The organism is Paenibacillus sp. yr247 (assembly GCF_900103825.1).
In the GTDB taxonomy this organism is placed as follows: Bacteria; Bacillota; Bacilli; order Paenibacillales; family NBRC-103111; genus Paenibacillus_E.
In genome coordinates, this window is sequence record NZ_FNIF01000011.1 from 68,062 (window position 1) to 81,833 (window position 13,772).

Consider the following 13,772-nt stretch of genomic DNA (forward strand, 5'->3'; position numbering starts at 1 on the left):
TAAAGTACTGTTTTTTTTCATAATATGAGGTGATAGATATGAGCTATGAAATCCCCAGAGATGTGCAAATGTTGGGGCGTGACATCCAAGAGAACCAATTAAAATATCATCACAAATCCGTTTTGATTTCCAAAGAGTTTACGTTTGACAGTGCGCATCATTTGCATTGTTATGAGGGGAAATGTAAAAGTCTGCACGGCCATACCTATAAGCTGCAAGTTATTATGCGCGGTAAAGTGGATAGCCGGGGGATCGCTATAGATTTTGGGGATATTAAACGTATTGCGAAGGAACGTGTGATTGATCGGTTAGATCATAAATATTTGAATGATGTGCTGCCGGCTATGAATACTACCGCTGAAAATATGGTCGTTTGGATGTATGAGGAGATTCATCAAGCCCTCCTTGAGGAGCAGCTATTTCCTGCGATTGTGCTGGAAGAAATCCGGCTGTGGGAGACGCCGACCAGCTACGCGGCGATTACACGCTCGATGATGGAGGAGGAGGTATAATGCGAGATATCCGCATTCCGATGGTCGAGATCTTCGAGACGGTTGAAGGCGAAGGAACCCGCGCTGGGTTCCCGACAGTCTTCGTCCGTCTTTTTGGTTGCAACCTGCGCTGTACCTGGTGTGACACCAAGTACAGTTACCCGCCCGCGGAAGCGGAGAACGTCATGACCATTGCTGAAATTATCAGCAAGGTCAGTTCGTTCCGCTCCCGGCATATTTGCCTTACCGGCGGCGAGCCGCTCCTGTACGGGGAGAAGTCGCTCGCTCTGATCGACGCGCTCGCAGAACTTGAGCAGGTCGATGACCTGCATATCGAGACGAATGGCGCGATCGATCTTGCATTGTTTCTGGAGCGGATCGCATCACCGAAGGTGAGATACATCATGGACTTTAAGCTGCCCGACTCTGGCGAGATGGAGCAGATGATTGTCAGCAACCTCGCCCTGCTGCGCGAGCAGGACGAGTTGAAGTTCGTTATCGGCAGCGAGCACGACTTCCGCACCGCGGTGGAAGTGCTTGAGCAGCATCCGACAAAGGCGCTGCCAATGTTTAGCCCGGTGTGGGAGACCATGCCGCCGCGCAAGCTTGTCGAGCTTATGCTTGACGCAGGTTTGTCCAAGGTGAAGCTCAACATGCAGCTGCACAAGATTATTTGGGATCCGGCGATGCGCGGTGTTTAATCGTGGGTTAGCCGTGGTATCCCTTTTTTTACAACCATAAAAAAGAGGTGGCAATATGAACGCAAGCAATGAAAACAAGAAAAGAGCCGTCATTATCTTAAGTGGCGGATTAGATAGTACAACGTGTATGGGACTTGCTAAAGAGGCTGGATACGAGCTATATCCGCTATCTTTTGATTATGGTCAGCGTCACAAGATCGAAATCGAGAATGCCAAGCAAGTTGCTGAGCATTATGGTGTCAGCCAGCGTCATAAGATCATCAAGCTTGATTTCTTGCGTGATTTCGGCGGCAGCGCCTTAACGGACGATAGCATCGATGTGCCGAATGTTATGAATGGAAATGGGCATGCAGCAGAATCAGAGGAATCGGAAATCCCAGTTACCTATGTTCCGGGACGCAACCTGCTGTTCCTCTCCATCGCCACATCTTATGCGGAAGTGACAGGTTCCGAAGCGATTTATATCGGCGTGAATGCCCTTGATTACAGCGGATATCCGGATTGCCGTCCGGAATTTATTCATAAAGTGGAAGAAGTTATTGCTCTCGCGACCAAGGTTGGTGTTGAAGGGAAGGGAATCTCGATCCAGACACCTTTGATTAATTGGAGCAAAGCGAAGATCGTAGCAGAAGGCTTGAAAATCGGTGTTCCCTACGAGCTTACCACGTCCTGTTACAATGGGAAAGCCGAAGCGTGCGGCGTTTGTGACAGCTGTCGTTTACGCTTGAAAGGCTTTGAAGAAGCAGGTTCTAAGGACCCCATTCCATATCTAACTTAATTATCGTGCCAGATGAAAGGCGGAACGTTTCGTGACCAGAATCATGGTGGTGGATGATGACGCAGATATCAGAGAGCTGATTCGCGTTTATTTGGTTAGAGAAGGCTTGACTGTGGTACAGGCAAGCAATGGACAAGAAGCGCTCAGCATGCTTGAAATTACACCGGCGGATTTAGTCGTATTGGATGTTATGATGCCCTTGATGGATGGTTGGGATTTATGTCGCGAGTTAAGGGCGCAATACGACGATCTGCCCCTTTTGATGGTGACTGCCAAAAGCGAGTCGATCCACAAGGTGAAAGGGTTTCAGCTTGGTACGGACGACTACCTCGTGAAGCCCTTTGACCCTGTGGAACTGGTGATGCGTGTGAAAGCTCTGCTGAAACGCTATCGAATAAATGCCGCTCAGACAATCACACTCGGAAATGTGATAATCGATCATACAGCATTTGAGGTTCGTTTGCAGGATCAACGTCTGGCACTGCCTTTAAAGGAGTTTGAACTTCTCTACAAGCTTGCCAGCTATCCAGCGCAAATCTTTACTCGTGCTCAGCTTATTGAGCAAATCTGGGGAATCGATTATGAAGGCGATGACCGAACGGTTGATGTTCATATTAAACGATTGCGTGAGCGTTTTGAACCATTGACGGAGGAGTTCCGTATCGCAACTATTCGTGGACTTGGTTACAGGCTTGAGGTGAAGCATGATTAAGTCGCTCTATCTTCGAGTCGTGCTGACTTTCTTGACGATTGTTGTGGTCAGTGTTTTGGTTGCTTTTCCGCTGGCGATGAGCTTATTCACAAATAGAATTACGACAGGGTTTCAAGATGAAATGCTTACGATAGGCAAGCAAATAGTGACGTTAAGTGAAGAGATTCAGCCGAAGAATCTGGCATCTTTTCTGGGGGGTAGTAATCGACTGAATGATAACTACAGCTTTACTTTATTTAATGCTAAGGGTGAGCCCATGACGGAGATTCCTTTGGACAAAAAAGGGATTCCTCGTATTCAAGCTTCGGAAGTGACCTCTGTATTAAATGGAAGCATATATAGAAGCTTGGACTATGGCGTACCCAAAGACCCCATCAATCGGATTAAAGTGGGACTGCCTCTTCAAGTTGGTGATAAGACCTATGCCCTTTTTATTAATCCGATTTTCTCTGAAGCGGTCCGACGTCAAATCCAGACAGCCATTATTTCCGTCCTTGCGATCGTTCTTATCGTCGGCAGTTTACTCATTCTGATCGCTTCTCGCTATCTGGTGAATCCACTGAAGAAATTGACTCTGGCTACGGAGCGATTAGCTCGGGGGAATTTCAATGTACATGTGTCTGTGAAGCAAAAGGATGAGCTAGGGCAGCTAGCTCAAAGCTTTAACCATATGGCTGGTGAACTGAAACAACTGGAACAGATGCGGCAGGACTTTGTTTCGAACGTTTCCCATGAAATCCAATCACCTCTTACGTCGATCCGCGGCTTCTCTAAAGCCTTACGAGGTTCGGAAATTGACGAAGCGGAGCGCGGACACTACTTGGAGATCATTGAACGAGAAAGTGAGCGTTTATCCCGTCTCAGTGATAATTTATTGAAGCTGGCTTCATTGGAATCAGAGCATCATCCTTTCAACCCAACCACATATGATCTGGATGAACAATTGCGTAGAATTGTTGTCTTTTATGAGCCTCTATGGTCGAGTAAGCAATTGGAGCTTGATTTGAAACTTCCTCGAGTAAAAATTACCGCGGATGCAGATCAATGGAGTCAGGTATGGATGAATCTTCTCGGTAATGCCATTAAGTTCACGCCCTCACACGGAACGATTCGAATCCAATTGGAGCCGCTAAATGATCATGTTCTCATCCGAATTCAAGATAGCGGTATGGGGATCGCGACTGCTGATCAAGAACGGATTTTTGAACGATTTTATAAAGCAGATGCATCCAGACAGCGCGAGACAGGTGGAAGCGGCTTGGGACTTGCGATTGTCCGGAAAATTGTTGAACTTCACCATGGTGCCATTGAGGTGCAGAGTGAGATCGATAAAGGAACGCTGTTTACCATTTCGATACCTATGATGACTTATCCCAATAAAAGTAAGCTCTAAAAACCTTGGATCAGTTTCTAAGGTTTTTTGTTTTGTTCATATTGGGTTCATATTGAAACTGTATGGTTAGCGTATAAAAATTTGATGAGAATGTGTTAAAGCTTGTCATGAGGGGAGAGCAGCAATGAATCGATTAACCCATTTTTCCATGAAAAATGTCTCTGCTTTGTTCATTATTATTTTCATCTTGTTAGGGAGCGGCGTCTATGCGGCCAACAAGCTCAAAGTAGAGAACTTACCTAACGTTTCTTTCCCTGTCGTCGTCGTCAGTACGACCTATGCGGGGGCGCCAAAGGATGTCATGGATGAAATTACGGCACCAATTGAGAAAAAATTAGCGAATTTGGCTGATCTCGAAAATATGAGCTCCACGTCGAGCGATAATCAGTCGATGATTATTATTCAATTCAAGCAGAATGTGGATACGGATAAGAAGAAGCAGGATGTCATTTCCTTACTTCAAGAAGTGAAGCTTCCGGCTGCGGCAAGCGCGCCGAAAGCTTCCACATTTGGCGCTGCGTCCTTCGCATCCAATTATTTGGTCGCTTATGCGAATAACGGAATGAGTCAAACCGAGCTTGATAAATGGTACAAGGATACAATTAAGCCTAGTTTGGAAGGAATCGCAGGAATCGACCATATGAACGTTATTGGCGCACGTGATACTTCGCTTGACATCGAATTAGACGCAGATGCCCTAGCTGTTTATGGACTTTCGCCATCACAAGTTAGCAATGCAATTAATTCTGCTCTGACCAAGAGTCCGATCGGCAGCGTAGAGATTAGTGGGAATAACAAGATGGCTCGTGTAACGGGAGATCTGAACAGTCTATATGAGCTGGAAAAAATTGAAATTACTTCGTCCAAAGGCGATATTATTACACTCGATCAAGTGGCCAAAGTAAAGGCGATCTCAGAGTCGAATTTCAATGGGCGTCTAGATGGAAACCCAGCGATTGGTATGATTCTGTTCAAAAGCAGCAGTGCCAATGCGGTTGAATTCTCGGCCTCTTTGGAAAAGCTGATCCATGATTGGAAAACAACAATGCCTAACGTAACGTTCGTGAACACGTTCGATAGTGCCGATCAGATTAAGGCATCGATCAATGGATTGCTGCGTGAAGGTGTTATTGGCGCCATTCTGGCATCATTAATGATTCTTCTATTTTTACGTAATGTACGCATGACAATCATCGTTCTTGTTTCGATTCCGCTATCGATTTTGATTACCCTGCTGCTCATGTGGCAGTTCGGTCTCACACTGAATACGATGACGCTTGGCGGTATGTTTATCGCTGTCGGCCGCGTGGTTGATGATTCCATCGTTGTTATTGAAAATATTTATAGCTCCTTAGAAAAAGCACAGGAGCGTAATGAGTCCGTAATCAAGCTTGCTACGAAGCAAGTTTCCATGGCAATTACATCTTCTACGTTAGCTACAGTAGGGGTTTTCGCTCCAATGGGTATGGTGAGCGGTATCGTGGGCGGTTTCTTCAGACCCTTCGCGATTACACTCGCTTGCGCGCTCTTATCCTCATTGTTAGTCGCTTTAACTGTTATTCCAATGCTGGCTAAGCTCCTGGTGCTTCGCAGTAAAATTAAACCGCATGACAAATTCAAGCAGAGTCGTTTCATGACTTTCTATGAATCCGTATTGGAATGGTCTTTGAAACACCGGATCAAATCGCTATTGATTACGGGATTAATCTTTATTGTAACGATCGCGGCGACGATTCCAGCCTTATCGCTTTCCTTTTTACCGAATAGCAAACCTTCAAAAACGATGTATTTTCAAATAAAAATGCCATATGAGACTTCATTCGAAGCGACAGACTTGAAAAGTAAAGAGCTAGAAAAAACATTGATGGATACCAAAGACAGCAACGGTGAGCCTGTGTTCAAATTCGTTGAAGCCTTGGTCGGTTTCACAGGTAATGATGCTCAGCGGACGCCGTATGCTTCGCAAATTTATGTCGAGGTGAATGATCAGGTCGATCCTGCTGCTGTGAAGGAGCAAATGAAGACGTATATCCTTTCTGAGCTTCCAAAAGGTTCTGTGGTTGAGCCTAAGCAGCTTGGTGGCGGAGGTGGTGGCATCTCCAGTACGGATTTCTCTTATTCCCTTAAGGGGGAGGATCAGGATCAATTAATGAAAGCTGCAGCACTGGTCAAGGAAAAGTTGCGAACATTCCCCGAGCTTAGTGAGATCGAGGATAACTTAAGTGATGCCAAGACCGAGATCCAGATCGCTGTGGATCAGAAAAAAGCCAGAGCCTATGGTTTGAATGCAGCGACGGTTCGAGATACAGCGCGTGCGTGGATTCAGAAGCAGAGTTTAGGTGATCTGAAATTCGATAATGTGACGTATACAACGACCGTATCATTAAATAAATCGGATAAAAACTCGTTAGAGAAGCTGGGTACTATTCCGTTCACAGCAGCTAATGGCACCACCGTTTATCTAAAGGAAATTGCTAACATTAATGAGATTCAATCAGCCAACTCGCTAGCAAGAGAAGGACAAAAGCAGCTAGTGAAAGTGACAGCCAAGATCAATGTTGAAAATAAAAATGGTGTGAGCATGAAAGTGTCACTCGCTTTGAAACAAATTGTGCTTCCAGAGGGTGTATCCACAGAGGTTAAAGGGGTTTCAGCCGATATCAGTGACAGCTTCTCGCAATTATTCCTGGCAATGGGCGTCGCGGTAGCCATGGTTTACTTGATTATGGTACTGGCCTTCGGGAATGCAGGTGCGCCTTTTGCCATTCTGTTCTCCCTTCCATTAGCCGCGATTGGCGGATTGTTGGGACTCATCATTACAAGAGAATCACTCAATATTACGTCAATGATTGGCTTCATGATGCTGATTGGTATTGTTGTAACAAATGCTATCGTTCTAATTGACCGTACTCAGCAACTGCGGGAAGAAGGCTACACCGTGCGGCATGCTCTTATCGAAGCAGGTAAAGTGCGTCTTCGTCCAATTATTATGACAGCAGGAGCGACAATTGTTGCGTTGCTGCCACTTGCAATGGGATTGTCCGGAGAAGGCGGATTAATTGGTAAAGGTTTAGGTATTGTCGTTATTGGGGGGTTAATTACCTCAACGCTGCTAACCTTGGTTGTGGTGCCGATTATTTATGAAATGATCGAAGGCTTTAAAGGCCGTGTTTCACGTATGTTTCACCGGGATAAAAAACACTCAGAACCGAAGCCGGCAGGCTTAGATGTATAAGAAACGCGAAAAATGCTCAGGAGGCACAGAAATGAAGCTAAATTCAAGTCATCCAATCCTAAGAAATCGTACGCTGCGTATTTTCACGCTTCTGACAGTCGCGGCCATCATGGCAGCAGGCTGCTCGGTTCCGGGCAAAGCCGGCCCAGCTGCTGCGCAATTACAGCCAAGACCGCTCAAAACAGAAGCCATCACGAAACATAAGATCAGTACACCGATCGAGCAGGTGGCCGATGTTGCTGCTGGTACTGTGCTGGATGTCTCCCCGAAAGCAAATGGCGAAGTGCTGCAGGTTGTGAAGAAGCGGGGGGAATACGTTGAGAAGGGTGACGTACTCTTCGTCATAGATAGCAGGGACGCAGAATCAGCGAAACGTAAAAGCGAGCTGTCTCTGCGAAGCGCGCAAGAATCTTTGCAGAAGGCACAAGACGATAAAGTGAACAACCGCAAGGACTTGGCTGACGCTGTAACTCGTTCGCAGGTTACTTATAAGAATGCGCAGCAGGAGTATAACAAAATGCGCAATGATTTTGATGCGGGTCTCGTTACCCAGCATCAAGTTGACCAAGCGAAGCAAACTGTCGATAACGCCAAGATGAGCATGGACTCTTCGCAAAACAAATTAACCGCCAATGATAATTCCAATACAATTGCCTCTATTGAAACTCAAGCGGAAACAGCTCGATTGTCTTTGGACGATGCCACTCGTTCACTTGATAATTACAGTGTAAAGGCGCCGAGCAGCGGAGTTTTGACTGATTTTAACGTGGTGGTGGGGCAAACGGTGTCCGCTGCTGCCGGTAAAGTCGGGCAAGTCCAGCAAATTGATCCGATTAAACTCAAAACGGAGTTATCGGAATCGAACTATCAATTAGTTCAAGGGAAAAAGGAGCTTGTTTACTATAATCCGGATAGTCCGGATAAGAAGGCAACCGCGAAAATCAGCTATCTGGCCCCTTTAATGAGTTCGACAACCAAAACGTTCACGCTCGAACTGGAAGTTCCTAATGCGGATCATCTTTTACAACCTGGCAAACGCTTCATGGTACAGCTTACAACGGATATGGAAGAGCAGGTTACTGCCGTTCCAACATTAAGTATTATCCGAGAAGAATCGGATACCTTCGTTTTTGTAGAGCAAGGAGATCTATATCAGAAGCGGAAAGTGAAATTAGGCCGTATCAACGGGGAGTTTCAAGAAGTGCTTGACGGTGTGAAGGATGGCGAGAAATTGGTCATTGCCGGACAGAACACCCTCAAGGACGGACAAAAAATAGAGACTATCGGGGCACAATCGCAACCGACTACAACACCAGCAGCTAAATAGACATCTGCGACATTTCACATTGAGGAGCGTACTTACATGAAAAAGAAACCATGGAAATCTAGCTTGACAGCCATCGTGCTGGGTACAATGATCGTTCAAGGCGGCACGGCAGTTTGGGCAGCAGATACAACAACTCCTGTTGTCACTGCACCAACCGTCAATTACGGATTGACCAATGATATTCGTGCTGCGATTAAAAATGTGGCCGTGACGCCAACTGCGTCCGGTTCACAGCTTGCAGTCACAGTTCGTTTATATAATGGCGGCGCGACGCAGAACCGAATTCCCGAACACGAGCTTCGGGTTCAAACCACTAGCGGTGTTTCGTATACATTGAAACCAAGTGCGAGTAATAAAGAAGCTTTGCAGCCTAAAGAAATCGGCGAGCTCGTGTACATGTCTTCCGTGGATAGCAAGGAAATTGGTCAAATAGATCAGCTTTCTTTCGTCAATGTTGATATTTATTCGTATCCCAAAGTGGAAACGACACTTCTGGCCATGCCGACTAAATCCGTGTGGTATGGGGGGACAGGAAGTGCTGCTTTGCAGAGCCTTGGCAGCTTAACATGGGGCGAAGCTTTCACTATTCCTGGTGTTAATTCGGAACTCGTATATACGCCAGTAGAAGCTTCTATGCAAAATACAGCAGCAGGCCGCGCGGCTGTTGTAACGGTTTTGGCTAGTAATCCTGGGGTAGGAAGAGAAACGGTTCCTGCTTTCCGTTTGGACGCTCAGTCGGAACAGAAGAGCTATGAAGGCAAACGTTCCGAAGCAGACCCCGTGAACTTGGAAGCCGGCGAAAAGAAATACATTCATTTTGCCATTCCAGTGGAAAATGGTGTGACGTTGTCTAACCTGCTCGTCTTATCGACAGATTCGTTTGTACCCAAAGGTGGAGGTCAAGCCACAGCGCTAGCAACAGGTAAGCTGGCTATCGCTTGGCCAAAAGCTGAACAAGGGAATTCTGCAGCAGTCCCTTATACAATCGGTGATCCCATCGTTTTTGATGCGTTAACCAAAGTGATTGATCAGAAAACCGAAGTATCGCTTATGGAGCTGCATCTGCATGAGAATCCTGGTGAAGGCTACCAAACTGCAGTTGCTAAGTTCAAATTAACGAACACGAGCACGACGCCTTCACCCGTTCCAGCTTTCCTATCGGAATTGACCAATGCGCAGGGGGTTACCTATCAAGGAGCTCGTCAAACGAATGTCACGACGCTCTTAAATCCCGGATTAAGTTACGTGGTTAGCTATTCGTATATTGTTCCACAAACGGAAGAGGGCACTAGCTTCTCCTTGAAGCTGCTCGATGCACAGGCCGCTGCCCCTTATACAACGACGATTGCTGCGCTGCAAACCGACGTTCAGAAGGAAGAAATGGACTCTACAATTTCCTTGTATCCGTTCAATCTGGCATTCAATGATGTGAGTGTGAGCACACAAACGACTGCGCAATTGATGTACACGTACAAGTTCCGACTCGATCTGGGGATTACTCAGAAGGAAAATGTCGTAGTTGACAACAATTTCTCTAAATTGAGATTTGAAATCGTCGATAATGTCGGACGTGTTGTCGGTTCTAAGGATGCCTCCTTCACAGGTGTGAATAAATTAATCAGTGGGAAACAAATCCTGGATGCAACGAATATTACAACGGATCAATTCAGCTATCCTTTCACTGTGAATGTTTATGAGACCATCGAGACACAGAATGGAACGGCTAAACGGTTACTAAAAGTTATTAAATAATCACACGAGCTTTAACAGATTTTGCATAATCGGAAGGTGACATTCCTACCGCCTTCTTGAAATCCCTAGAGAAATAGTGAATGCTGGCATAACCTAACATGGCAGCAATCTCAGAAATGTTATACGGCTCTTCTCTTATTAGGGTTTTGGCTTGCTCAATCTTAAGTGATTTGAAGGCTTCCAAGACACCTGTCTGCATTTGAGATTGGAATAGCTCCTTCAATCGACTTTTGCCCAAATGAAAGGTTTGGCATAAGTGATCATGCGTAAAGGATTGAGAGAGATTTGCTTGCATATAGGCTATGATTTGCTGAACAATTCGTTGTTCGGCTTTTTCTTTATGAAGGGATGACTGCTTAATAGGGTCCTGCGCCGATGATTGCTCCTGATTTCGAATAAGGGTGATGAGCAAGACCTCTAAATAGGATTTGATCACCTGTTCACTGGCGAATGGCGCCTGCTGGTTTCTCACCAGGTTATGAACGGATGGCCGGTCAAAGGGAGGAAGGAATGCCTGAAACCCTTCTTGGATGATTAGGGATAGCATATTTCTTTCCCGATCTCCTAAAGGCACAATCTTATTCTCGAAATAAGTCATCGCAGGGGACTTGCATTCGAAGGATATGACGATGAGGTTTGGCGGTTTATGCTCATGCTTAACGCTAACGGTATGAAATTCCTCGGGTTTGTGAAAGATCATATTTCCTTGGCGCAGCATATGAATGTCATCATCAGCGCGAACCTCTACTTCCCCTTTGTCCACATATAGAATCTCCCAAAAGTCGTGCTGTTCCCCCTCAAATACATAGCCTTTCGCATATTCAAAATAATGAAAGGAGATGAGGTTTTGAATGGTAAGTGATTCTTGTAGTCGTATCCTTGGGAATTCCATGCTGTCCGCCCTCTCAATGGATCAATTTTGTTCAATGAACCCAGCCTCATTTTAACATACTCGTTTTTGTAAAGTGCAAATAAATCGGCTTTTTGGATAAATATTATCGATCGCGCCTCTTTTATAATTAATGCTAGAGACGGAGGAGATAACAATGAAAAAAGGAATTAATATTTGGTCATTTCCAGGCTCGCTAAATGTGGAAAAAAGTATCGCCTTAGCTAAAGAAGCGGGATTTGACGGAATTGAGCTGGCTTTGAACGAAACAGGAGAGTTAAGCTTGGAGAGCAAAGAAGCGGAAATCAACAAGTATCGTCAGATAGCAGAAGAAACAGGCACTGCGATCACTAGCTTAGCCAGTGGTTTATACTGGACTTACTCCTTAACAAGCGGGCGTTCACAAACGCGCGAGAAGGCGAAGGATATCGTTAAGAAACAGTTGGAGCATGCCGCTATTCTGGGTGTTGATACGATTCTTGTCGTGCCCGGAGCCGTGGGGGTTGATTTCATACCAGACTCCGAAGTAGTTCCTTATGATCAGGCCTACGACCATGCATTGGAAGCGATCCAGCTGCTTTCGGATGAAGCGAAGGCACTGAAAGTGTCGATTGGGATTGAAAATGTATGGAACAAATTCTTACTCTCTCCTCTTGAAATGAGAGACTTTATTGACAAAATCAACTCTCCTTATGTAGGCGCTTACTTTGACGTTGGCAATGTCTTGTATGCCGGATACCCGGAGCATTGGATTTCGATTTTAAATAAACGGATCAAAAAAGTGCATTTCAAAGATTATCGCCGTAACGCGGGAGGCTTGCACGGTTTTGTGGATCTATTGGCCGGTGATGTCAATTATCCGGAGGTTATGAAAGCTCTCCAAGCTATTGGATATAACGACTATGTCATTGCTGAAATGATTCCGGGCTATGCGCATCATGGCGAGCAGATCATTTACAATACATCAGGAGCTATGGACGCAATTTTGGGGAGGGAGAAATCATGCTGAGAATTGGATTAATTGGATTAGGCTTTATGGGGCGAACGCATCTGGAAAATTATGTGCGTCTCGAGGCGGAGGGTGTGCCGATTCATGTTGTTGCCTTGTGCGATATCGACATCGAGAAGCTGAAGGGTAACGCGGCTGCTGGCAACATCAATACCGGATCGTCGGGGATTGATTTCGATCTTTACAATAAATATACGAGTGTGGCCGAAATGATTGAGAAGGAACAGCTGGATTGTGTGGATATAACACTTCCCACCTTTTTACACAGAGATATCTCGATTCAATGTTTGAATCATGGTCTTCATGTATTGTGTGAGAAGCCGATGGCGATGAATGCAGATGAATGTCAAGATATGATTCAGGCAGCTGAAGCAAGTGGGAAACAATTGATGATTGGTCAATGCTTGCGATTTTGGCCAGCCTATGAATATCTGAAGCAGCTGGTTGATAATCAAACGTTTGGTAACGTGCTGGGTGGTTATTTCTACCGTGGTGGCGGAACGCCGACCTGGGGGGCATGGTTAACTCAGAAAGACAAAAGCGGTGGAGCCCTGCTCGATATGCACGTTCATGACATTGACATGATTCATTGGTTGTTCGGCAAGCCTGAGTCGGTATCGAGTCTAGCACGGAATGTAGTTCCTGGCAGCGGATATGATGTGGTGTCTACCAACTATTTGTACGAAGATGGCAAAGTTATTAATGCACAAGTCGACTGGACGCTTCAAGGCGACTATGGATTCGAAATGCAGTTCCGGGTTAATTTCGAAAAAGGGAATGTCGTTTTCCATGGTGATTCTTTACAGGTGAATGTGAACGAAGGACCTGGATTTCGTCCGGAGTTATCCGCAGAAATGGGCTATTACCATGAAATCAAATATTTTGTTGAAACTTTAATTCACGGGAAAAGCATTTCAACAGCAACTTCTTTCAGTACCATGGGCAGTATTGAAATTGCAGAGGCTGAAATGGAATCAGCGGATAACCGTGGAGCGTGGGTGAAGGTTAAAAAGGGTAATTTGTCTATTCTCAAATAGCTGGGTACGAATGAAAAACCTTGGAAATCAAAATTGATTTCCAAGGTTTTTTGTAAGATTTTTAACTGCCAGGATGTTTATTTGCATCATCAATACCATTATTGCTGCTGCTATTATTTTTATTGTTTTCACTTGCTTTTTGACTTTTTTGTTTATTGGATTGATTTTTTTGTTGGTTCGACATTAGTCCACATCCTTAGATTATATTTAAAACCTTCATTATTGTGAGCAGTCTCAAGATTATTATTCAATTTTAGTTTCGTTGTAGTGATTAATTCCCTTAGGGCAGCTGGAGACGCAAGATTTCCCGTGTTAATGGCATGGCAAAGCAAAGCGTTCGTGAAACCAATTGTCACAGCCGTGGCCAAGTAAGAATGACCAAAAAGCACAGGAACCTCAAGGGTCAAGGTTCCTGGGCTTTTTAGGTCTGAGTGGTGACATGCACGCG

At 45.3% G+C, this 13,772-nt stretch carries 12 protein-coding genes; 10 read left to right on the top strand and 2 right to left on the bottom strand.

Annotated features, from left to right (window positions below):
• Positions 1-38: 38 nt before the first annotated feature.
• From queD to BLT91_RS18490, 8 genes are all read left to right on the top strand, one after another.
• On the top strand, positions 39-512 hold the full coding sequence (gene queD / locus BLT91_RS18455; protein WP_090823562.1) for a 6-carboxytetrahydropterin synthase QueD: 474 nt from the start codon (positions 39-41) through the stop codon (positions 510-512).
• Positions 512-1,192: a 7-carboxy-7-deazaguanine synthase QueE gene (locus tag BLT91_RS18460; RefSeq protein WP_090823564.1), complete on the top strand. Its 681-nt coding sequence runs from the start codon at positions 512-514 to the stop codon at positions 1,190-1,192. The genes queD and BLT91_RS18460 overlap by 1 nt, the downstream gene beginning before the upstream one ends.
• Before the next feature lie 55 nt (positions 1,193-1,247).
• Positions 1,248-1,970, top strand: a complete 723-nt coding sequence (gene queC / locus BLT91_RS18465; RefSeq protein WP_090823566.1) for a 7-cyano-7-deazaguanine synthase QueC — start codon at positions 1,248-1,250, stop codon at positions 1,968-1,970.
• A 31-nt stretch (positions 1,971-2,001) separates the two neighbouring features.
• Complete coding sequence (locus BLT91_RS18470) at positions 2,002-2,682, top strand: response regulator transcription factor (protein WP_090823567.1); 681 nt, start codon at positions 2,002-2,004, stop codon at positions 2,680-2,682.
• Positions 2,675-4,075 (top strand): sensor histidine kinase, encoded by a 1,401-nt coding sequence (locus BLT91_RS18475; protein WP_090823569.1) that lies wholly within the window; start codon positions 2,675-2,677, stop codon positions 4,073-4,075. Before BLT91_RS18470 ends, BLT91_RS18475 begins: the two co-directional genes overlap by 8 nt.
• Before the next feature lie 124 nt (positions 4,076-4,199).
• Positions 4,200-7,310, top strand: coding sequence for an efflux RND transporter permease subunit (locus BLT91_RS18480; RefSeq protein ID WP_090823571.1), 3,111 nt, complete (start codon positions 4,200-4,202; stop codon positions 7,308-7,310).
• 31 nt (positions 7,311-7,341) lie between these two features.
• On the top strand, positions 7,342-8,637 hold the full coding sequence (locus tag BLT91_RS18485) for an efflux RND transporter periplasmic adaptor subunit (protein ID WP_090823572.1): 1,296 nt from the start codon (positions 7,342-7,344) through the stop codon (positions 8,635-8,637).
• Between the two features lie 36 nt (positions 8,638-8,673).
• On the top strand, positions 8,674-10,389 hold the full coding sequence (locus tag BLT91_RS18490) for a hypothetical protein (RefSeq protein WP_090823574.1): 1,716 nt from the start codon (positions 8,674-8,676) through the stop codon (positions 10,387-10,389).
• Here BLT91_RS18490 and BLT91_RS18495 read toward each other — a convergent pair.
• On the bottom strand, positions 10,382-11,281 hold the full coding sequence (locus BLT91_RS18495) for an AraC family transcriptional regulator (RefSeq protein ID WP_090823577.1): 900 nt from the start codon (positions 11,279-11,281) through the stop codon (positions 10,382-10,384). The two genes, BLT91_RS18490 and BLT91_RS18495, sit on opposite strands and share 8 nt — an antisense overlap.
• 154 nt (positions 11,282-11,435) lie before the next feature.
• Here BLT91_RS18495 and BLT91_RS18500 point away from each other — a divergent pair, with 154 nt between their 5' ends.
• Complete coding sequence (locus BLT91_RS18500) at positions 11,436-12,287, top strand: sugar phosphate isomerase/epimerase family protein (RefSeq protein ID WP_090823578.1); 852 nt, start codon at positions 11,436-11,438, stop codon at positions 12,285-12,287.
• A complete protein-coding gene (locus BLT91_RS18505) occupies positions 12,281-13,324 on the top strand; it encodes a Gfo/Idh/MocA family protein (protein WP_090823580.1) in 1,044 nt (347 codons plus the stop codon). Before BLT91_RS18500 ends, BLT91_RS18505 begins: the two co-directional genes overlap by 7 nt.
• A 61-nt stretch (positions 13,325-13,385) precedes the next feature.
• Here the strand turns inward: BLT91_RS18505 and BLT91_RS33580 are convergent, their stop codons facing one another.
• On the bottom strand, positions 13,386-13,508 hold the full coding sequence (locus BLT91_RS33580; RefSeq protein WP_302847516.1) for a hypothetical protein: 123 nt from the start codon (positions 13,506-13,508) through the stop codon (positions 13,386-13,388).
• Positions 13,509-13,772: the final 264 nt, after the last annotated feature.